The sequence below is a fragment of the Caminibacter sp. genome, assembly GCF_053999135.1.
On sequence record NZ_JBMXVQ010000004.1, the window covers coordinates 1 to 22,534 of the forward strand.

Annotated in this window: 19 protein-coding genes; 16 read left to right on the forward strand and 3 right to left on the reverse strand. The window is 33.5% G+C overall.

All coding sequences use genetic code 11. The features are described 5' to 3' along the window. The 11 genes from ACXJH6_RS00075 to ACXJH6_RS00125 all read left to right on the forward strand — a co-directional run. Nucleotides 1-1,592 (forward strand): PD-(D/E)XK nuclease family protein (locus ACXJH6_RS00075; protein ID WP_456469721.1); only part of this gene is annotated, 1,592 nt, incomplete at its 5' end. Continuing rightward, on the forward strand, nt 1,592-4,222 hold the full coding sequence (locus tag ACXJH6_RS00080; protein WP_456469722.1) for a RecB-like helicase: 2,631 nt from the start codon (nt 1,592-1,594) through the stop codon (nt 4,220-4,222). The genes ACXJH6_RS00075 and ACXJH6_RS00080, both read left to right, overlap by 1 nt. A gap of 1 nt (nt 4,223) precedes the next feature. Further along, on the forward strand, nt 4,224-4,379 hold the full coding sequence (locus tag ACXJH6_RS00085; RefSeq protein ID WP_456469723.1) for a lipid-A-disaccharide synthase: 156 nt from the start codon (nt 4,224-4,226) through the stop codon (nt 4,377-4,379). Next, nucleotides 4,372-5,406 carry a lipid-A-disaccharide synthase gene (lpxB, locus tag ACXJH6_RS00090; protein WP_456469724.1) on the forward strand — a complete coding sequence of 345 codons (1,035 nt, stop codon included), beginning with the start codon at nt 4,372-4,374 and terminating at the stop codon, nt 5,404-5,406. Before ACXJH6_RS00085 ends, lpxB begins: the two co-directional genes overlap by 8 nt. 45 nt (nt 5,407-5,451) lie before the next feature. Next, the gene (gene greA / locus ACXJH6_RS00095; RefSeq protein WP_456469725.1) at nt 5,452-5,940 is read left to right on the forward strand and encodes a transcription elongation factor GreA; all 489 of its coding nucleotides are present in this window, start codon (nt 5,452-5,454) and stop codon (nt 5,938-5,940) included. Nucleotides 5,941-5,975: 35 nt separating this feature from the next. Then, nucleotides 5,976-6,404 (forward strand): dUTP diphosphatase, encoded by a 429-nt coding sequence (gene dut, locus ACXJH6_RS00100; protein ID WP_456469726.1) that lies wholly within the window; start codon nt 5,976-5,978, stop codon nt 6,402-6,404. Nucleotides 6,405-6,441: 37 nt separating this feature from the next. Beyond that, nucleotides 6,442-7,419, forward strand: coding sequence for an N-acetyl-gamma-glutamyl-phosphate reductase (gene argC / locus ACXJH6_RS00105; protein ID WP_456469727.1), 978 nt, complete (start codon nt 6,442-6,444; stop codon nt 7,417-7,419). 15 nt (nt 7,420-7,434) lie between these two features. Further along, on the forward strand, nt 7,435-8,145 hold the full coding sequence (locus tag ACXJH6_RS00110; RefSeq protein WP_456469728.1) for a UDP-2,3-diacylglucosamine diphosphatase: 711 nt from the start codon (nt 7,435-7,437) through the stop codon (nt 8,143-8,145). Further along, nucleotides 8,129-9,106, forward strand: a complete 978-nt coding sequence (locus ACXJH6_RS00115; protein WP_456469729.1) for a chemotaxis protein — start codon at nt 8,129-8,131, stop codon at nt 9,104-9,106. The genes ACXJH6_RS00110 and ACXJH6_RS00115 overlap by 17 nt, the downstream gene beginning before the upstream one ends. Before the next feature lie 3 nt (nt 9,107-9,109). Further along, nucleotides 9,110-11,464: a hybrid sensor histidine kinase/response regulator gene (locus ACXJH6_RS00120; RefSeq protein ID WP_456469730.1), complete on the forward strand. Its 2,355-nt coding sequence runs from the start codon at nt 9,110-9,112 to the stop codon at nt 11,462-11,464. A gap of 9 nt (nt 11,465-11,473) precedes the next feature. Continuing rightward, nucleotides 11,474-11,983: a chemotaxis protein CheW gene (locus tag ACXJH6_RS00125; protein WP_456469731.1), complete on the forward strand. Its 510-nt coding sequence runs from the start codon at nt 11,474-11,476 to the stop codon at nt 11,981-11,983. Here ACXJH6_RS00125 and speA read toward each other — a convergent pair whose 3' ends face one another. From speA to ACXJH6_RS00140, 3 genes are read right to left on the reverse strand one after another with little or no spacing between them, the layout of a single operon-like run. Beyond that, nucleotides 11,984-13,816, reverse strand: coding sequence for a biosynthetic arginine decarboxylase (gene speA / locus ACXJH6_RS00130; RefSeq protein ID WP_456469739.1), 1,833 nt, complete (start codon nt 13,814-13,816; stop codon nt 11,984-11,986). 6 nt (nt 13,817-13,822) lie between these two features. Beyond that, nucleotides 13,823-14,986 (reverse strand): histidine--tRNA ligase, encoded by a 1,164-nt coding sequence (gene hisS / locus ACXJH6_RS00135; RefSeq protein ID WP_456469732.1) that lies wholly within the window; start codon nt 14,984-14,986, stop codon nt 13,823-13,825. 12 nt (nt 14,987-14,998) lie between these two features. Further along, entirely contained in the window at nt 14,999-16,012 is a 1,014-nt protein-coding gene (locus tag ACXJH6_RS00140) for a CinA family protein (protein WP_456469733.1), read from the reverse strand. A 49-nt stretch (nt 16,013-16,061) separates the two neighbouring features. On the opposite strand from ACXJH6_RS00140, the gene ppk2 reads away from it, so the two are divergent. From ppk2 to guaB, 5 genes are all read left to right on the forward strand, one after another. Further along, nucleotides 16,062-16,868, forward strand: a complete 807-nt coding sequence (gene ppk2, locus ACXJH6_RS00145) for a polyphosphate kinase 2 (protein WP_456469734.1) — start codon at nt 16,062-16,064, stop codon at nt 16,866-16,868. A gap of 36 nt (nt 16,869-16,904) precedes the next feature. Beyond that, a complete protein-coding gene (gene ileS, locus ACXJH6_RS00150) occupies nt 16,905-19,643 on the forward strand; it encodes an isoleucine--tRNA ligase (protein WP_456469735.1) in 2,739 nt (912 codons plus the stop codon). Then, nucleotides 19,636-19,740 (forward strand): glutamyl-tRNA amidotransferase, encoded by a 105-nt coding sequence (locus tag ACXJH6_RS00155; protein WP_456469736.1) that lies wholly within the window; start codon nt 19,636-19,638, stop codon nt 19,738-19,740. The genes ileS and ACXJH6_RS00155 overlap by 8 nt, the downstream gene beginning before the upstream one ends. 9 nt (nt 19,741-19,749) lie before the next feature. Continuing rightward, complete coding sequence (gene gatA / locus ACXJH6_RS00160) at nt 19,750-21,105, forward strand: Asp-tRNA(Asn)/Glu-tRNA(Gln) amidotransferase subunit GatA (RefSeq protein ID WP_456469737.1); 1,356 nt, start codon at nt 19,750-19,752, stop codon at nt 21,103-21,105. Further along, nucleotides 21,102-22,534: IMP dehydrogenase (gene guaB, locus ACXJH6_RS00165; protein ID WP_456469738.1), on the forward strand; the 1,433-nt coding region annotated here is incomplete at its 3' end. The genes gatA and guaB, both read left to right, overlap by 4 nt.

Below are 22,534 nucleotides of genomic sequence, written 5' to 3' on the forward strand. Positions count from 1 at the left end.
CGGATGTTGAAATAGGATACGTGAGTGAGAGGATAAATCAGATAAATTACGTATTTGCAAAAATTATGGAATTTTACAGTGATGGTATCGCGCCTGAAAAAATCGCCGTTATTTTGCCGGATGAAGAGTTTAGCGAATTTTTAAAGCTTTTTGATTCCAAAAAAAACCTTAATTTTGCAATGGGGGAGAGTTTTACAAACAGCGATATTTATATTAAGCTAAAATCGATTTTTGAATATTTAAGCGGAGATGAAGAGGCTTTGAAAAAATGTAAAGACATTATTGAAGAGTTTGAAAAACTTGATTTGATTGAATTTATAAGAGAAAAAGCGACTTCAAAAGAGCTTAAGGTAATTGACGAAGAGCTTTACAGACTTAAAACTTTTGAAGAGTTTTTTGATAATAAAAAAGACTTTTTGTATTTTGTGCTTGAGAGGCTTAAAGATAAAAGTTTTGATGACGTTTACAGCGGACTTGTGACCTGTATGGGTGTACTTGAGAGCAGGGGAATGGAGTTTGATGGTGTGATTATTCTTGATTTTAATGAAGATGTTGTGCCAAGTGTCAGTGAGAGTGATTTGTTTTTAAATACATTTATCAGAAAACACTCAAACCTTCCCACAAAAGAAGAGAGGGAAAATCTGCAAAAACATTACTATTATCAGATTATAAAAAACGCCAAAAAAGTTGCCATATCTTACGTAAAAAACGAAGAAAAATCTCCAAGCAGATTTTTGTATGAATTAAATCCGGGATTTAATGAGGAAAAAGCGGTAAAAATTGATGAAAAGTATAAATTTGCCGTGCTTGAGTATTCTAAAGAAAAAGAAACTGCACGGTATGATGATGAGTTTGAAATCAAATTTCCTTTGTATCCGACACAGCTTAAAACCCTGATAGAGTGTCCAAAAAGATATTATTTCGCCAATGTTTTGGAAATTGTTAATGAAGAAGAGAGCGAAGAGGAGTTTTTTGGTAATATTTTTCATGATGCGGTTGAAGAGGTCGTAAAAAATAAAGATAAAATTAATGACCAACAGGAGTATTATTTGGCTTTGATTGACGAAATAACAAAACGAATAACCGATAAAAAGTTGCTTTTTAACGTGCTTGTAAAGTGGGATGATAAAATAAAAAAGTTTGCAAAAAAAGATTTTGAAGAAATGAAATATTCCAAAACCCTGCCTGAGAAGTACATTAAATTTAATTATAAAGGATTTGATTTTGCCGCAAGGGTTGACAGGATTGATTTAAAAAATGACGAAATAGTGTTGATTGACTATAAAACCTCAAAAAGCGCCGAATCAAGCGAAAACTATCCGTATGAGCTTCAGACCACCTTTTATTTTCTGTGGGCAAAGGAAAATTTTAAAGGTAAAAACATAAAAACGATAATCTGGGATATTTTTAATTCCAAAAAAATAGAAGGCGTTGTAAAAACTAAGACGCTTGAGGAGGTTTTGAGTAACCTTCCAAAAAAGGTGAGAGAAGCCGAGGATATTGTGTATGAGATAAACGGAAAAGAAAAAACAAAAACTGCGGCTGAGATTTGCAAGTACTGCGAATACAAAACCGCATGCGGGAGAGAATGATGAAAAGATTATTGGCTGTAAGTGCGAGTGCCGGAAGCGGTAAAACGTTTAGATTGGCAAACAGGTATATTTCGCTTTTGAATGTGGAATCACCCGTAAATATCGTGGCTATTACCTTTACGAATAAAGCTGCAAACGAAATGAAAGAGAGAATCGTCAAATTTTTAAAAGAATTAGGAAATGATGAAAACGTTGTAAATATGATTTGTAATGAAATAGGTATAAATAAAGAAGAACTTTTAAAAAGAAAAAATAATCTGCTTGAGAAGTTTTTAAAAGGCGATGTAAATATTCAGACGATTGATTCATTTATAAATAAAATACTTAGGAAATTCAGCTATTTTGCGGGAGTAAAAAGCAATTTTAATATTGGGGCGGTTGATAATGAGATTGTTTTTAAAGCTTTTTTAAAAAGTTTGGATGAAAAAAAATTTAAAACTTTAATAGATATTGCAAAAAAAGAAGAAAAATTTACAAAACTTATCAATTTGTTTGAAGAGCTTTATGAAAAAGATAAAGAGCTTCAAAATTTAACTCTTTTGCCGATAAAAAAGCCTGACGATACTAAGGCAAAAAATGCTTTTAATAGATTAAAAGAGTATATTCTAAATCATGAATTATCAAGCAATAGCGCAATAAAAGCTGTAAATATAGATTTTTATGAAGTGCCATATACTACTTGGTTTGCAAAAGAAGAGTTAAAACAATATTCTTATTTTAAGAAAAAAGGATTGTATCAGAATTGGTTTGAGAATATATTAGTTGAACTTAAAAAGTTTTTTAAAAAGTATTTTGATTATATAGAATATGAATTTTTTAAAAATCTTTTTGATTTTTACGATAAATACAAACAGCTTAAATGGAAGCTAAAAAAAGATGAAAATTTACTTGATTTTAAGGATATTGAGCATTTAGTTTATTCTCTTTTAAGAGAAGAGGAGCTAAACAGAGACTTTTTATATTTTAGACTTGACAGCAGGGTCAATCATATTTTAATGGATGAGTTTCAGGATACTTCCATAACTCAGTGGGAGATTTTTGAGCCTATAATTGATGAAATTGCAAGCGGAATTGGAAGAAAAGAGTTTAGGAGTTTTTTTTATGTAGGCGATACAAAACAGGCAATTTATCGTTTTCGCGGAGGTCAAAAAGAGCTTTTTTATGAGGTTGCAAAAAGATATAAGCCTTTTGGGTTAGAGGTTGAAAGACTTGATACAAATTATAGAAGCGCAAAAAATATAGTTGAATTTGTAAATGAAAAATTTGATTTGAAAGAAAAAGTAAAAAGCGAAAAAGAAGGATATATTGAGGTTGATGAAATTACAAAAGAGAATGCATTTGAAAAAGTTTATGAAAAAATTAAATTTTTAAATGAAAACGGGGTAAAAGACAGAGATATTGCCGTCCTTGTGCATAAGAACGAGGATATTTTAGATTTAAGCGAGTTTTTAGCAAGTTGCGGTAAAAAAGCGGTAAGCGCTAAAAAGGCAAAAGTAATTTCACAAAAAAGCGCAAAAGCGATTGTTTCTCTTATGAAATATTTAAACAATCCAAAATTAAAAATCGAAAAATTAAATTTTCTCTCATTAATTGGAAAAAAATGGAGTGAAGAAGAGATTGATATAAAAATTGATAGACCTGTTTTGATGATAAAAGAGATAATTGATAAATTTAACCTTTTAGATGAAGCAAGTCTAAAACTTCTTTATCACTCTAAAAAATATGACACTCTTTTTGATTTTGTAAAAGAGATTGATTCATATGAAGAAGAATTGCCGTTAAGTGAGTTTGACGGAATTGTAATTATGACCATTCATAAAAGTAAAGGGCTTGAATTTGATAATGTTATAGTACTTGACAGGTTAAGCGATAGAGAAAATCCAAGCGGTAATATTGTTTTTTATTATGAAAATGCAAAATTAAAAGATATTAAATTAAAAATTCCAAACAGGGAGATAATTGATAAAAATTATTCTTTAATTTTAAAAAAGGAAGAGCGCCTAAAAGAGGAAGACAAAAAAAATGCGGAATACGTCGCGTTTACAAGAGCTAAAAACTCTTTAATTATTTTAAAAAGAAGCGAAAAAACAAAACAGGGCAAAAGCTATTCGGCTTTTGTAACTGAGCTTAATAAAATTCAAAAAGGGAAAATAATTCCAAGTGAAGATAGAAAAGAGGAAAAATTAAATGCTATAAACATAAAAATTGAAAATTTAGGCAAGCAAACTAATATAATTGAAGAAGAAGAGTATAAGCCAAACGATTTTAAATCAATTTTTCTTGGAAATGCAATTCATTACGCTTTTGAGTGCAATGATATTGAGGCGGTTAGAAACATTTATGGGGATTTTTGTGATATTGAAAAAGTAAAAGATTTAATTGAAAAATCAAAGCCTTATTTGCCAACAGGAAAAAAAGAAGTTCCTTTTATTTATGAAGAAAAAGTGGGTAGAATGGATTTATATGTGGAAGGGATTGAGGTGATAGATTATAAAAGCACAAAGCCAAAGGATGAAAGAGCTTATATTAAGCAAGTTAGACATTATGTGGAGGTTGTAGAAAAACTTACAGGTAAAAAAGTAAAAGGAAAAATTTTTTACGTAGATACCCAAGAGTTTAAGGAGGTTTAAAATGTGTATGCAGACAAATTTCGGATGCTGTATAATTGACGGCGAAGTAGTTAAAAGTAAAAGTGAAAAGTTAAAAGTGAAAAATGAAAAAAAAACTGATAAAAAAGTTAAAAAAACTAAAAAAATAATTCATCAAAGCAAGGTTGAATTTGAATAAAATACTTGTAAGCGCTCTTGAGCCTAGTGCAAACCTACATTTAAAACAAATTTTAAATGAATGGAGAATTGAGAATGGAGAATTGAGAATTACCGGTGTTTTTGATAAAAGTCTGGGTGAGCCTATGATTGATGGTAATGAATTTAATGTAATGGGGTTTTTGGATGTAATTCCAAAAATCAAACTCGCTAAAAAGGCTATTAACGAACTGGCAGAACTCAGTAAGGAATGCGATAAAGTGCTTTTGATAGACGCTCCTTCTTTTAATCTCAGACTTGCTAAAAAAATAAAAGAAATCAACCCTGATATTGAAATAATTTATTATATTCTTCCAAAAGTCTGGGCATGGAAAAGGGGTAGAATAAAACAGGTTAATAAATATATTGATAAAAAGGCGTATATTTTTCCTTTTGAAAGGGGATATTGGAAAGATGGGACATATGTGGGAAATCCTCTTTTGGATGAAATTACGGAATTTAGGGATGATAAAGAGTATGGAAATGTAGCGTTTTTACCGGGAAGCAGAAAGAGCGAAATTAAAAATCTGATGCCTGTATTTAGGGAACTCAGAAAAAAAATAGATAAAAAAGCTTTTCTTGTAGTGCCGGATATATATAAAAATAAAATAAATGAAATATACGGAAATGTAAGTGGTTTTGAAATAGTTTATGACGCAAGAAAAGCTCTTTTAAAAAGCGATTTTGCCTATATCTGTTCAGGTACCGCTACTCTTGAAGCGGCAATTATAGGGACCCCTTTTGTGCTTATGTATAAAGCCAGGTGGATTGAATATTTTATAGCAAAAGCGGTTGTGGATTTGAAATATGTAGGTCTTGCCAATATTATTTTTGAAAAAGAAGGCCTTGGAGAGTTTCATAAAGAGTATTTACAAAAGTTTGATATTGAGAAGTTGATAAGAGAGATGAAAAATGCTAAAATTCAAGAATATAAGGAAAATTCTCAAAAACTTCGTAAGATACTGAAATATGGTTCTGCGAAGAACGTTATTAATCTTATAACTTCGTAAACTTGATATAATTTTCAAAAACAATATAAATCATAAAGGAAAAAAATGCAAAAAGAACCTATGACCAAATACGGTTATGAAAAACTTAGTAAAGAACTTGAATATTTAAAGACAGTCGCAAGACCGGAAGTTGCAAAAGAGATTGACGCGGCAAGGGAGCTTGGGGATTTAAAAGAAAATGCCGAATACCATGCGGCAAAAGAAAAACAGGCTCATATCGAAAGAAGAATAGCCGAACTTAGCGATATATTAAGCAGAGCCGTAGTGGTAGATCCAAAAGAACACGCTCACAATAGAGTATCATTCGGTTCAACCGTATATCTTATCGATGTTGATACAGATGAAGAAGTAAAATACACAATCGTTGGAGCTCCCGAAGCAAATCCCGAAAAAGGTCTGATTTCATATCATTCTCCTCTTGCTAAAGCACTTATAGGAAAAGAAGTGGGCGATGAGGTTGAAGTAAACCTTCCGGGTGGAACAAAGGTTTATGAAATTGATAAAATCTGTTTTGAAGACATATGTTTTAGTTAAAAGTGAAAAGTGAAAAGTGAAAAGTGAGGATTGATATGGTCTTGAAAATTAAAAAGTTAAATTCAAAGGCAGTAATTCCATCGTATCAGACAGAAGAAGCTGCGGGATTTGATTTACACTCAATCGAAAATACAGTGATTAATCCTGGTGAAAGAAAGCTTATAGGCACTGGTCTTGCTTTTGAGATTGAGAGAGGTTATGAAGTTCAAATCCGTCCAAGAAGCGGACTGGCTTTTAAACACGGAATTACTGTTTTAAATTCGCCAGGTACCATTGACAGTGATTACAGGGGGGAAATAAAGGTTCTTTTAATAAACCACGGCAGTGAGCCTTTTGAGATAAAGTATGGTGAAAGAATTGCTCAAGCCGTTGTAGCGCCGGTTATTCAGGCCGAAATTGTAGAAGTGGAAAACTTAAGCGATACCGAGCGTGGAAGCGGCGGGTTTGGAAGCACGGGGAAATGAAAAGTGTAAAGTGAAAAATAAACAGTGAAGGAAGAATATGATTAAAACGGCGATTGTAGGGGCGAGCGGATATACGGGACTTGAGCTTATAAAAATTCTTTTAAATCATCCTCATTTTGAAATCACTTCTTTATTTGGAAGCGAGGGGGGAGAGAGAATTGAAGAGATTTATCCTTCTTTAAAAGGTGTTTTTGAAAAAGAAATTCAAAAAGCCGACATAAAAAAAATAGCTTCTCATGATTTGGTTTTTTTAGCAGTGCCTCATAAAACTGCAATGGGCTTGGTAAAAGAGCTTTACGGAAAAACAAAAATTGTCGATTTTTCAGCGGATTACAGGCTTAATCAAAAAAATTACGAAGATTATTACTGTCCTCACATAGACCCGGCTAATCTTGAAAACAGCGCATACGGACTTCCTGAGATTTTTAGGGAATATATAAAAAAAAGCTCTCTAATAGCAAATCCGGGATGTTATCCGACAGCTACGATTCTCGGACTTTATCCGTTTATCGAATATATTGAAGACGGTGTGTTTGTTGATGCAAAAAGCGGTGTCAGCGGGGCTGGGAAAAAACTAAGCTCTACTACTCATTTTGTAAAAGACAATGAAAACTTTTTTGCTTATAATCCTATAAAACACCGCCACAGTATAGAAATAAAAGAAAAAACGGGTCTAAATGTTACATTCGTTCCTCAATTGCTTCCTATTACAAGAGGGATGCAGGTGAGTATTTATGCTAAACTAAAAAAAGATATCGAGCCTCTTGAAATATTAAAAGAGACATATAAAAATGAAAAATTTATAAGAATAAGTGAAAAACCGGTAGAAATTAAAAATGTAGCCGGGAGCCATTTTTGTGATATTTTTGCTGCAAAAAACGGAAATATGCTTTTTATAAACAGCGTAATAGACAATCTTTTAAGAGGGGCCTCTTCTCAGGCGGTAGCTAACGCTAATTTGATGTTTGGATTTGATGAAGGTTTGGCTCTTCCTAAAATAGCATATGTGCCTTAAAGTGAAAAATTAAAAGTGAAAAGTGAAAAATTAAAAGTTAAAGAAGTTGAATTAAAAAACAATGCTGTGATAATTGCGGATGTGCATTATAAAAAAGGTGATAAGGAATTTTTAAGTCTTTTAAAAAAATGGATTAAAAATCCTCCCCCACAGGTTTTTTTCCTTGGCGATATATTTCATCTTCTGCTTCCTTTTAAATATTTAATCCATTACAACAAAGAAGCAATAAATCTTATAAATACCCTCTCTTACAAAACGGAAGTTTATTATACTCCGGGAAATCATGACTTTAATATAGAAGAAATTTTTCCGAATGTTAAAATAGCCGATGCTTTTGTAGATAAAAAAAAATCTTTTTTTTTAACTCATGGGGATTTAACGGATAAAGATGCTTTTTATAAGGCGTATTCTTTTGTTATAAGAAGAAATTTTTTGTTAAAATTAATAAATATTGTAACTTTTAATATTATTAACGGGTGGTTTTTTGAAAAATTATTAAAAAAAATGGTAAAATGTAGCAAAATTTTTTCTTTTAAAATAAAAGTAAAAAATAAAATTGCCGATATAAATTATAGTATAATAATAGAAGGACATTATCATCAAAACGCAGTCTATAAATTTGATAATAAGACCTACATAAATTTAGGTGCGTTTAAATGCGAGAGGGTATTTTATGTTTATGAAAAAAACAACTTAAAGGAAAAAGCTTATGGCGGTAGAAGATAAAAACTTAAAAGTAGGCTCAAACGAACTTGAACTAGTAGATTTTAGGCTGTTTAAAAAAGAACCTGATGGTAGTATTTATGAAGGGATTTATGGAATTAATGTTGCAAAAGTAAGGGAAATTATCAAAATGCCAGAACTCACAGAACTGCCCGGAAGCGAAGATTATATAGAAGGTATTTTTGATTTAAGGGGGGTTGTGGTTCCTGTTGTGGATTTGGCAAAGTGGATGGGGATAGAAGTTCCTAGTGAGGATGAAGCTCCTATCAAAAAAAGAGTAATAATTACCGAGTTTAATAATATTCTTATAGGTTTTATAGTTCATGACGCAAAAAGGATAAGAAGAATTTCTTGGGCCGATATAGAACCGGCAACATTCAGTGCCGCTCAAGGTAAACTTGACAGAAGTAAAATAACAGGAATTACAAGAATAGAAAACGGGGAAATACTGCTTATATTAGACCTTGAGAGTATAGTTGAAGAGATGGGATTCTTTGAAAGTAATCTTGATATAGACGAAGGAAAACTTGAAAAGTTCAGTGGAATAGTTCTTCTTGTTGACGATTCGCCGACTGCTAGAAGAATAGAAAAAGAGGCTCTTGAAAAAATGGGCTTTGATGTAATAGAAGCTACAAATGGAGAAGAGGGACTTCAAAAACTAGAAGAGCTTTATACTGTTTACGGGGAATCTTTGAAAGATAAATTAAAGCTTATTTTGAGTGATATAGAAATGCCTAAAATGGACGGATATCATATGGCTGCAAGAATTCATCAGGATAAGAGATTTAAAGATATTCCTCTTGTATTCAGTTCTTCAATTTCCGATGCGTTTAGTGATATAAGAGGTAAGGAAGTAGGAGCTGAAGGATATCTTGTTAAATTTAATCCTGAAAAATTTTATGAAAAAATCGTTGAAGTTTTAAAAAGTCAAAAAAAAGAAAAAGAAATCGAAAATAAAGGGTAATCGATGGATGATATGATGGAATTATTGGAAGACTTCTTAGTTGAAGCATTTGAAATGATAGAAGAAATGGACCAGGACCTGATAGAGCTTGAAAATAATCCCGATGATTTGGATTTGGTAAATAAAATATTTAGGGTTGCTCATACTATTAAAGGAAGTGGGAGTTTCTTAAACTTCGATAAGCTTACCCGTCTTACTCATCATATGGAAGCCGTATTGGATAAGGCGAGAAAAGGGGAGCTTAGAATAACGCCGGAAATTATGGACGTAATTCTTGAGTCTGTTGATGCTATGAAAGCAATTTTGGAATATATAAGAGATAATGGAAACGATGAGGCCCCTGAGGTTGATATCGAACCTATAGTAAAAAAACTTGATGCGATAGTGAACGGTGAGGGAGTTGGTAGTTCTTCGGAAGAAAAGGAAGAAAAAAAAGAGTCTAAAAAAATAGGTAATTTAAATCTTGATGAAATAACGGTTGACAATATAGATGATATAGATGTTTCTCAACTCTCTCCCGAAGAGCTTGATGCGGTACTTGAGAGGCTTGTGGAAGATATAAATACGCCTCCTGAAGAGGAAGAAAAAGAAGAAAAAAAAGAAGAAGAAGAAAAAAAAGAGGAAAAAGAAGAGAAAAAAGAAGTTACTCCGGCAGATAAAAAAGAAGTGGCAAAAGCCGCTGAAACAAAACCTGTATCAAAAGAAGAGGCAAAACAAAAAGTTAAGAAACAGTTAATTAATGCTAAAGAACAGACTATCAGGGTTGACGTTAAAAGGCTTGACCAGCTTATGAATTTAATCGGGGAGCTGGTTCTTGCTAAAAACAGGCTGATAAAAATATATAACGATGTAGAAGAGAGATATGAGGGAGAAAAATTCTTAGAAGAACTTAATCAGGTTGTTTCTAGTATTTCTATTGTAACAACAGACCTTCAAATAGCCGTGATGAAAATAAGAATGCTTCCTATAGGGAAAGTATTTAATAAATTTCCTCGTTTGGTAAGAGACCTTGCGAGGGAACTTGGTAAAAAGGTAAGGTTAATTATAGAAGGTGAAGATACTGAACTTGATAAATCTATTATTGAAGAAATAGGTGACCCTCTTGTTCATATGATTAGAAACGCAATTGACCATGGTATTGAACCTCCTGAAGAGAGAAAAGCAAAAGGAAAACCTGAAGAGGGGACTATCTGGCTTAGGGCGTATAATGAAGGAAATATGATAGTTATTGAAATAAAAGACGACGGTCGGGGTATAGACCCTGAGGCTATTAAGAAAAAAGCAATAGAAAAAGGTATTATTACTCCTCAGGAAGCCGAAAATATGAGTGATAAAGAAGCGTTTATGCTTATTTTCAAACCAGGTTTTTCAACTGCCGAAAAGGTTACAAGTGTTTCCGGGCGCGGTGTGGGAATGGACGTTGTTAAAACGAATATTGAAAAACTAAACGGTATTATCGAAGTTGATTCGGTCCCTGGAAAAGGTACGACATTTAAGTTAAAAATTCCTTTAACACTGGCCATTATTCAGGCTCTTTTAGTGGCTTCTCAAGAGGATTTATTTGCGGTTCCTTTATCAAACGTAATAGAAACCGTAAGAATTGTAGAAGAGGATATTTATACTATTGAAGGTAAAAGCGTACTTAAATTAAGAGATGAAGTTCTGCCTCTGGTTAATATGGCGGATGTTTTTGAAATAGAAAAAATACTTGAGCCTGAAAAATATCTTTATGTAGTTATTTTGGGGCTTGGAGCTACCAAAATAGGGCTTATAGTCGATAGATTTATAGGACAGGAAGAGATAGTTATTAAATCTTTGGGAGAATTTTTAAAAGGTCTTCCGGGAATTGCCGGAGCCACTATTAGAGGAGACGGTCGTGTAACCCTTATAGTAGATGTTGCAAGTCTGATGAAACTTGCAAAAGAAACTCATAATAAAAAACTTGTAACCGATTCGTTAAAAGAAGCTAAAAAGAAAAAAGAAAAACCTGAAGATTATGTTGTTATGATAGTTGATGACAGTGCGATGGACAGAAAAATTATGAGACAGGCCCTTGAGCCTTTAGGAGTTCAGATAGTTGAAGCTAAAGATGGTATTGAAGCTTTAAATTTATTAAAGCAAAATGATGTTGACGCTATGCTTATAGATATTGAAATGCCTCGAATGGACGGATATACACTAGCACAGGAGATTAGAAAATATAATAAATTCAGAAAACTTCCTTTAATTGCCGTAACTAGTAGGGCTACAAAAGCCGATAGGGTAAGAGGTGTTGAAGTGGGTATGAATGAATATATTACAAAACCTTACACAAAAGAATATTTACAAAACGTAGTTAGAAGAAATTTAGGTTTATAAGGATAAAAAATGGGACTTGGTGATATTGTAAAACAACAGCAAAAAGCATTAACGGAACCTCAGGAAAAACAAACGGAAGAAATTGTTCAACTTGTAGGATTTGTAGTAGGAGAAGAGGAATTTGCCGTTCCTATTCTCTCTATTCAGGAAATTATAAAACCTATAGAATGGACAAGGGTGCCTTTTGTGCCGGATTATGTTTTAGGGGTATTTAACTTAAGAGGTAATGTTCTTCCTTTAATAGACTTAAGAAAGAAATTTAAAGTACCTGCTGCCGATATTGATGAAAACACAAGATTTATTGTTATGAAAATAAAAGGTGAAGATGTGGCTTTTGTTATAGACAGATTAACTTCCGCTATTAGAATTCCTAAAAAAAATATTTTGCCTCCTCCTGATACTTATTCAAATGAAGATGATATTATAGAAGGAGTAGGTAGGCTTGACGATGGAAGAATTATTACTATTTTGAAAGTGGATAATTTAATAAAAAGAGAAGAAATAGTTCCTGAAAAATAGTCAGTCGTTTTTCAGGTAAACCATATCGTTAAGGAGAAGGAAAAGTTCTCCTAAAATTTCTTTTCTCTCTTCTTCATCTTTTATAGCATTTTCTATATTGTTTTTTAGAAGTCTTTCTATTTCGTCTATATCATAGTCTAAGTCTATTAAAATTTCTCTTATTTTTTGGGTGGGTTCTAAAAATTCTATTTCATAATTACCTTCAGCATCAAAATTAACTATTGCTTCATTTGTATAACTGAAAAGATTATGTTTCATTCCAAGAATTTCCTGATATGCACCTACGAGGAAAAATCCCAGATAATAATCTTCTTTATCTAAATCAACATCATGAAGATAAATGGGATACTCTTTGCTAAAAGGTATTTCACCGTCGCTATCACAGGTTATATCCCATATAGTCGCGCTTCTATTGGGAGTTATGTTTAATTTTGTAAGAGGCATAATTGGGAATCTCTGCCCAAGACCCCAAAAATCGGGTAAACTTTGGAAAATGGAGAAGTTTGCTAAATATTTTTCCTGAAATTTTTCATTAATTGATTTTAAGTCTTTATTTTTAAAACCTTTAAGAGTTGCATAAGTGATAGCTCTTTTTATTATAAGGTTTACGAGTATTTCGCTGTTGCTTCTGTCTATTAAATCAATAAATCCCAAATCAAAAAGAGTTAGCAGACTTTCGAAATGGTCAAGTGCGTCATGGAAATACTCTATATAATTATTTTCGTTTATACTTTTATATAAATCGTATAATTCTTCGACTAAATCAGGGTTTTTTTCTTTAAATTTTAGGGCTTTTTCCGTATATTCCTGTGAAAAAAGTTCTATTACCGGAGCTACCAATACTGTTGAAGGGGATGCTATAAACCGTCCGCTTTCGGTAAAAATATCAGGCATAGGGACGTTTTTTTTATTTGAAATTTCTTTTAAAAGATATACTACGTCGTTACTGAACTCTTCAATAGAATAGTTTTTATCCCTTTTATCATCCCACTGGGAATATTCAATGGCAAGACCTCCTCCTATATTAATAGCCGTTAAGTTTTTAGCTCCCATTTTTCTAAGGTCTGCGTAAATATTACCTGATTCTCTTATAGCTTTTTTTAGGGGTGAAATATCGTTTATTTGACTTCCGATATGAAAATGAATCATTTTTAATTTATTTAAAATATTTTCTTTTTTGAGGATATCCACGGCTTCTATTATTTCTGTTGAACTAAGTCCAAATTTACTCTCGATGCCTCCGCTTTTTGCCCATATTCCCACACCTGAAGTGTGAAGACGGATTCTAATTCCTATATTTACGGGCATAGAGTCGTATTCCCGGCTGACTTCTATAATGGAATTAAGTTCGTTTAGTCCTTCAATGGTAATAGTTACGTTATATCCCATAAATCCGGCTATAAAAGCCAGACGAATCATATCTTTGTCTTTAAATCCGTTTATGGTTATAGGAGCGTTTTTGTTATTATATGTCATAGCCAAAATAAGTTCCGCTTTACTTCCGGCTTCAAGTCCGTAATTGTATTTTTTGGCGATTTTAATAAGAGGTTTTACGAAAGTGGGAAACTGATTTACTTTTAGAGGGAATACGGCTTTAAAATTTCCTTTATAATCGAATTCTTTAATAGCCTTATTAAAAGAATTGTAAAGAGAGTTTATCTGTTTTCTGATAAGATGGGGAAATCTAAGAAGGATAGGCCCTTGAAATCCTTTTTCTTCTATCTCTTTTACTATATCAATTAAGGCCGGTTGATTTCCGTAATTTATTTTAAGTTTTCCGTTTTCAATAAAAAAATTGTTGGCTCCCCAAATGTCTATTCCATAGTTCATTATCCGCCTTTAGAGTTCTTTTTCGAAAAAATTTCCTGTTTTTAATTCGTCCTCTCCGACTATCAGCGCTTTTTTGAAATTTCCTTTATCAGCGGCTTTTAAATGGGCTTTAAGACTTTTAGGTTTTGTTTCTACAAAAACTTTTTCCTCTTTTCTGAGTTCTTTTGCTTTTTTTTGAATAAAAGGAATTGCTTCAGGGGTCATAGCTCCCATATAAATTCCGTCTCTTTTATCTTCGGTTTTAACCAAATCTAAAATTCTCTCAACTCCTATGGCAAATCCCACGCCCGGCGTCGGTTTTCCGCCTAAGAATTCCACAAGTCTGTCATATCTTCCGCCACCTGCAATTGCGCTTTGGGCTCCTATTTCGTTTGATACGAATTCAAAAGTGGTTTTAGTATAATAATCAAGGCCTCTAACCAGATTTTTATCCACTTCATATTTTATATCCAAATTTTCAAGCCCTTTTTTTAACGTTTCAAAATCTTTTTGACATGATTCACATAAATTATCTGTAATTTTTGGAGCGTCTTTTAGTATCTCTTGACAGCTTTTTACTTTACAGTCAAGTGTTCTTATAGGGTTTTGATTGATTCTTCTTTGGCAGTCTTCACACAGTTCTTTTTTATGAGAATTTAGAAATTCTATCAGTTTTTCTTTATATTTGGGCATACATTTTGGGCATCCTAAAGAATTTATTTTTAGGGTGTAACTTATGTTAAGAGCATCAAAAATATCGGCGGCTAAGGCTATTGTGTTTATGTCTTCATAAACGCTTTCCTCTCCGAAGCTTTCGACTCCAAACTGATGAAATTCTCTAAGTCTTCCTTTTTGAGGTCTTTCATATCTGAACATAGGGCCGAAATACCAAAATCTTTTTGGAGTTTGTTGGCGGTCGAATTTGTGCTCTATAAAGCTTCTTACTACCCCTGCCGTGCCTTCTGGACGCATACAGACATCGTTTCCGCCTTTGTCTGTAAATTGATACATCTCTTTATTTACAATATCGCTGCTCTCTCCCACACTTCTTTTAAAAAGAGAAGTTTCTTCCAAAATAGGGGTTTCTATATATTCATATCCGTAGTTTTGAGCTATTTTTCTGGCTGTATCAAATATTTTTAAAAATCTTTTATCTTCAATAATATCTTTCATACCTCTTAGTGCTTTTATCATATAGGACCTTTTTTATGAAATTTTACTATAAAGTTGGCTAAAGTCTATAAACATTCTTATTCCGTTCATCATAGCCTTATATTGAATATAATTTCTGTCTCCTTTGAAATGATGAAGCTCTACTTTAAGGCTTTTTCTGTCCGCTACCCCGATATAAACAGTGCCTACCGGTTTATTTGGAGTACCGCCTGTAGGTCCGGCTATTCCGCTAACGGCTATTGCGTAATTTGCTTTTGATATTTCTATAGCTCCTAAAAGCATTTCTTTAACGGTCTGTTCGCTCACCGCTCCGTATTTTTCGAGTGTTTGACGTGAGACTCCCAGCCATTCTTCTTTTATTCTGTTTGCATAGCTGACTACACTTCCTTCAAAACATCTGCTTGAACCGCTTATTTTAGTAAGGTTTGAAGCTATAAGCCCTCCTGTACAGCTTTCGGCAAATGTTATTTTTTGGGGAGGAAGTGTGTTGATTATATGTTCGAATATATTGCCAAATATTACGTAAGGAATAGAGTTTATTATCTCTTTTTTTATATTTTTTTCGAGGGGTTCGGTAAAAATCTGTAAAAAGTTTCCTTCATTTTCTATAACGGTAAAGTCTAATTTGTGAGCATGGAGAATCGGTTCTAAAAACATTAAAGCAGTGTCTTTATCAAATCTGAAAACGTTTATTTCTTCATATTCGGGAGTGATAATAAAAATTTCTGGGACGGTATCTTCAAGTAAAATAACGTTTATGTTTTTTTCATTTATCTTGACTAAGAAACTGTTTTTTGAAAATTTTGCGTTTTCCGGTACTAAAAAGTCATCTTTTATTATAAGGTTTTGATTTACCAGTCTGGCTATTATTCTGGCTACTAATGGATATGTTTTTTGAGAGGTTACTATTAACGTCTCGTTTTTGGGATTGAAGTTTATATCAAATGTATCAAGGTACGTTAAAGCGTTGTAATTTATGTATCTAAACAGCTCTTCTTGAAGCGCTTTTTTAAATTTCCACTCTTTTCCTACAAAAATAATATCCATATTCGACTCCTTTTGATATAATAATTATAACCAAAAAAAGGAGTTTGATATGCACCATTTAGATATTTCTAAATTACCAGAATATTCCCTTCCTAAAAATAAGGTATTTAATAAAAAGGGAAGATTAAAAAAGAAGTTTTATGAAAAAGAACTTTTAAAGCTTCAAATCGAGCTTGTAAAACTTCAAACATGGATTCGAAACAATAACAAAAGAATGCTTTCCATTTTTGAAGGAATGGATACCGCCGGTAAAGACGGAACTATTAAAAGAATTTTAGAGCATTTAAATCCTAGATTTGCAAGAAGCGTTGCTCTTGATAAACCAAGTGACAGGGAAAAAACACAGTGGTATTTTCAACGTTACGTTCCTCATTTTCCTGCAGGCGGTGAAATGGTTTTTTTTAACAGGAGCTGGTACAATAGAGCTGGGGTAGAAAGAGTTATGGGATTTTGTACAAGGGAGGAGTATCTTAAATTTATGAGACAGTGTCCTAAATTTGAAGAGCTTTTGATTGATGACGGGATAAAATTTTTTAAATATTATCTGGATATAACAAAAGAAGAAATGTATAGAAGATTAAAATCAAGAGAAAAAGACCCTCTTAAAAAATGGAAACTCTCTCCTCTTGACTGGAAAAGTTACGAACATTACGAAGATTATCAAAAGGCAAAAGAGGATATGTTTGCCGCTACATCTACTCCTTATGCTCCATGGGTTATAGTGGATGCAAACGATAAGAAAAGGGCAAGGTTAAATATTATAAGAGATATTTTATCGCAGTTTGATTACGATGGGAAAGAGGGTGATTATTTTGCCGACCCTAATATCGTAAAAGTGGTAACCCATATAGAATAATTTTGGTATAATACCCTGTAAAAAAGGAAAACTTCGATGGATTATAAAGATACTCTTCTTTTACCGAAAACCTCTTTTCCGATGCGCGGAAATCTACCTCAAAACGAACAAAAAAGATATAAAAAATGGTTTAGTGAAAACGTTTATGAAAGAATGAAAGAAAACAGACGCGGGGAAGATAAATTTAATCTTCATGACGGACCTCCGTATGCCAACGGCCATATACATATCGGTCATGCGCTTAATAAAATTTTAAAAGATATTATAAATAAATACTACTATTTTCAAGGTTTTGATATCAGATATGTTCCGGGATGGGACTGTCACGGACTTCCGATTGAACAACAGGTTGAGAAAAAAATCGGACGTGAAAAAAAAGAAAAGCTTCCTAAGACAAAAATAAGAGAACTTTGTCGCGAACATGCCGCAAAATTCATTGAAATTCAAAAAGAAGAGTTTAAATCTCTAGGAGTGATTGGAGATTGGGAAAATCCTTATAAAACAATGGATTTTGAATTTGAAGCCGATATTTACAAAGCTTTAGCTGAAATAGCCAAAGAGGGGCTATTAGTGGAAAGAAGCAAACCAGTGTTTTGGTGTATGCATGATAAAACCGCTCTTGCTGAAGCTGAGGTTGAATATGAAGACAAAGAGGATTATTCTATTTACGTAGCGTTTCCTTTAAGTAAAGAAGCTAATAAAGCACTTGGAACTAAACACGCAAAAATTATTATCTGGACTACGACTCCTTGGACGCTTCCTGCGAATATGGGAATCGCTTTAAATCCGGAAACTCCTTATGTGCTTACAAGCGATAATTATATCGTGGCAAAACCTCTTTATGAAAGATTAAAAGAAGAGGGTGTGGTTAAGGGTAAAATAATAAAAGAATTTGACCCAAAAGAACTTGAAGGTCTAAAAGCCGTAAATCCTTTAAATAACAGACTTTCTGTAATTTTACTTGGCGAACACGTTACAATGGACGGAGGTACGGGGTGCGTTCATACGGCTCCGGGACATGGGGAAGAAGACTACAGAGTTTGGCTAAAATACGGATATTCAGATATTTTACAACCGGTTGACGATGAAGGAAAATACAGCGAAATTCTTTTAAAAGAAGGTCTACTGCCAAAAGAGTTTGTGGGAATGCATATTTTTAAAGCAAACCCTAAAATTTTAGAGCTTCTTGGAGAAAATTTAATAAAAGCGGATAAATTTACGCACAGCTATCCGCACTGCTGGAGATGTCATAATCCTGTGATTTTTAGGGCCACTAAGCAGTTTTTTATAGCAATGGATAAAGAAGTAGAAGGCGATACTTTAAGAAACAGAGCGCTTAAAGAGATTGAAAAAGTGGAATTTACACCTCAGAGCGGTAGAAACAGACTTTCATCAATGGTAAGCAACAGACCTGACTGGTGTATTAGCCGTCAAAGAGACTGGGGGGTTCCAATTGCGTTTTTTAGAGATAAAGCTACAGGCGAGCTTATTATTGATGATGATATTATTGAACATATCTATAATGTTTTTAAGGTAAAAGGCGCTGATGCCTGGTATGAAATGAGTATAGAAGAGCTTTTGCCTGAGAGTAAAAAGCATCTTGCTTCAAAACTTGAAAAAGTAAATGATATTTTAGATGTTTGGTTTGACAGCGGTTCTACTTGGTTTGCCGTATTAAAAAGCGGTAGATATGATGCTGGGGAATATCCGGCAAGCATGTATTTAGAAGGAAGCGACCAGCACAGAGGTTGGTTCCAAAGTTCACTTCTTGTATCGACCGCTATTGAGAAAAAAGCGCCTTATAAATCTATCCTCACCCATGGATTTACGGTTGATGAAAAGGGTGAGAAGATGAGTAAATCAAAAGGCAATGTAGTTGCTCCAAACCAAGTTGCTAAAAAATACGGAACTGAAATATTAAGACTGTGGGTGGCTACGAGTGATTATACCAGCGATATAAAACTTGGAGAAAACATCTTAAAACAGGTAGCCGAACAATACAGAAAAATAAGAAATACTGTTAGATTCTTACTGGCAAACGTAAATGATTTAGAAGAAATTAAACTTGATAATCCGAGTATGATTGACAGATGGATTTTAGCAAGAAGTAAAGAAGTATTTGATGAGGTTGTTTATCTGTTTGGAAAATATGATTTTTCAAAAGCTTTTCAAATTTTAAATAACTTTATTGTAACTGAACTTAGTGCTATTTACCTTGACGTTTGTAAAGACAGATTATACTGTGAAGCGCCAAATTCACCAAAAAGAAGAAATTCTCAAAGTACTATGGCGATTATTTTAAAAGAACTTCTTCCGCTTTTAGCGCCAGTACTTACGTATACGATGGATGAAGCTGTTGAACATGCACCAAAAGTTATAAAAGAAGATGCGCGTGATATTTTTGATTTTGTATATACTCCATTAACAGCTGTAGAAAATCCTCTTGATGAAGAGATTTTAGAAATTAGAAGAAGATTTTATGAAATCGTTGATAAACTGAAAAAAGAAAAAGTTATAAAAGATACTCTTGAGCTTGCTATTGAGACAAATTATGATAAATTATTAAAAGATGAAATGGCGGAATTTTTTAATGTCAGTATGATTTGTGATGATATTGAAGGTGAAGAGATAGATAAATTCCATGTAGGTGAAGATGAAAGATTTGTCGTTAAAATTAAAAAATCACCTCTTCATAAATGTCCGAGATGTTGGAGATATTTAGCTCCTGAAGAAGGTGCTTTATGTGAAAGATGCCAAAAGGTAATTAATGGATAAGCCTGTTCCTTTCTGGCTTATTATATTAACAGTATTAATATTAGTAGGTGGAAGTTATTTAATATATTTGTGGCTTAAAAGTATAAAAATAGATTAAAGGATAGTAATGATAACATTAAAAGAAGCTCTTAACTTACCAAAAGAAGAAATAGTAGAGTTAAAAAAGGACATTAATAGACTTGCCAAAGAAAAAAAAGAACTCGGCGGATATATTGAGCAGTTTTTGGATAAGGATTTAAGCGAGCTTGGAGATGGTGTCCCGGTTGCCATAAAAGATAATATTAATGTAAAGGGATGGGATATTACATGTAGTTCTAAAATTCTTCAAGGATATGTGTCTCCTTATAACGCCACTGTAATTGAAAAGATGCTAAACGGAGGTCTTAGTGCATATGGCAGATGTAATATGGATGAGTTTGCCATGGGTAGTTCTACTGAGACAAGTTACTATGGGAAAACTCTTAATCCCCATAATCTAAACAGAGTTCCAGGAGGAAGTAGCGGAGGAAGTGCCGCGGTTGTCGGAGCGGGCATTGCTATAGCCGCTCTTGGAAGTGATACGGGGGGAAGTATCCGTCAGCCTGCTGCGTTTTGCGGTGTTGTAGGAATGAAGCCGACATACGGAAGAGTTAGCAGACTGGGTCTCACAGCTTTTAGTAGTTCACTTGATCAGATAGGTCCTATTACTCAAAATGTAGAAGATGCGGCAATTTTATACAATATAATAGCCGGGTATGACCCTAAAGATTCTACCTCAGCTCCAATTGAGCACAAACCGGTAAAGATAGATGAAAACAGAAAACTTAAAATTGCCGTAATAGATAATTATATAGAAGAAGCCGATGAAGATATTAAAAAAGCGATTTTAGATGTTGTGGCTCAGCTTGAAAAAGAAGGGCATACTATTATTCATAAAACTTTAATGAATTCAAAATATGACGTTGCAACATATTACGTAGTGGCGACTGCTGAAGCTAGCTCTAACCTGGCAAGATTTGACGGAATGAGATACGGTAACAGAATTGAAGGAAAAGATTTAAAAGAAACATATAAACTTACACGTGCTCAGTTTGGAGAGGAGGTAAAAAGAAGAATTATGCTTGGGACCTTCGTTCTTTCAAGCGGATATTATGATGCTTATTATTTAAAAGCCCAAAAAGTAAGACACTTAATAAAAGATGAATTCGATAAACTTTTCAGTGAAGCTGATTTAGTATTAACTCCTGTAACTCCAACTACGGCGTTTGAATTTGGCAGTAAAAAAGACCCGCTTGAGATGTATTTAAGCGATATTTATACTATTAGCGTAAACTTAGCGGGTGTTCCTGCTATTTCGGTTCCGATAGGAAAAGACAGAGACAATATGCCAATAGGACTTCAGCTTATAGCCAAACATTTTGATGAGCAGACTCTTTTTGACGGAGCAAAACAAGTAGAAAATTTAGTAAAGGAAAGCACATGAGAATAAAATATAAAGCTTTAACATTTGAAGACGTGTTATTAGTCCCTAAATACAGTGAAGTATTACCAAAAGAAGTTGATTTAAAAACAAGATTTACTAAAAACGTAGAACTTAATATTCCTATTGTTTCTGCTGCTATGGATACGGTTACTGAATCAAGAGCGGCAATTGCCCTTGCAAGACTTGGGGGAGTCGGGGTAATTCATAAAAATATGGATATTGCAACTCAGGCAAAAGAAGTTGAGAAAGTTAAAAAAAGTGAAAGCGGGATAATAATAGACCCTATAAAAATTTTTCCTGATGATACTTTGGCAAAAGCAGAAGAGCTTATGGCTACATATAAAATTTCAGGTGTTCCTGTAGTGGATAAAAACGGAAAACTTATAGGAATTCTTACAAACAGGGATATGAGATTTGAAAAGAATTATTCAAAAAAAGTAAAAGAAGTTATGACAAAAATGCCTCTTGTAACGGCAAAAGAAGGTATAACACTTGAAGAAGCGGAAGAAATTTTACATGAAAATAAAATCGAAAAGCTTCCTATTGTCGATGAAGAAGGATATTTAAAAGGTTTAATTACCATAAAAGATATTCAAAAGAAAAAAGAGTATCCAAACGCGAATAAAGATAAATTCGGTCGTCTTAGAGTTGCTGCGGCAATAGGTGTAGGTAACGGGATTGAAAGAGCAGCTGCGTTAGTTGGCGCCGGTGTGGATGTTATTGTTATCGATTCAGCTCACGGTCATTCAAAAGGTATTATTGATTTGGTAAAAGCGGTTAAAGAGAGATTTGACGTTGATGTAGTTGCTGGAAACGTAGCAACTGCCGAGGCTACAAGAGATTTAATTAAAGCGGGAGCCGATGCCGTTAAAGTTGGAATCGGGCCTGGAAGTATCTGTACGACAAGAATCGTAGCAGGTGTTGGGGTTCCTCAAATCAGTGCAATTGACGAATGTGCCGCTGAAGCTAAAAAACACGGAGTTCCTGTAATAGCTGATGGTGGAATTAAATATTCTGGAGATATAGCAAAAGCATTGGCGGTTGGTGCAAGCGGCGTAATGATAGGAAGCTTGCTTGCTGGTACTGAAGAGAGCCCTGGTGAGACTATTATGTATCAGGGAAGACAATATAAAAGTTATAGGGGTATGGGAAGTATCGGTGCTATGCAAAAAGGAAGCAATGATAGATACTTCCAAGAAGGAACGGCTGCTGATAAACTAGTACCGGAAGGAATTGAGGGAATGGTTCCATACAGAGGTAAAATAAAAGATGTTATTCATCAATTAATAGGTGGTCTTAGAGCAAGCATGGGATATGTTGGGGCAAAAGATATTCCAACGTTCCAGGAAAGAGCGGAATTTGTTGAAATTACTTCTGCCGGACTTAAAGAATCTCACGTTCATGACGTAACAATTACAAAAGAAGCTCC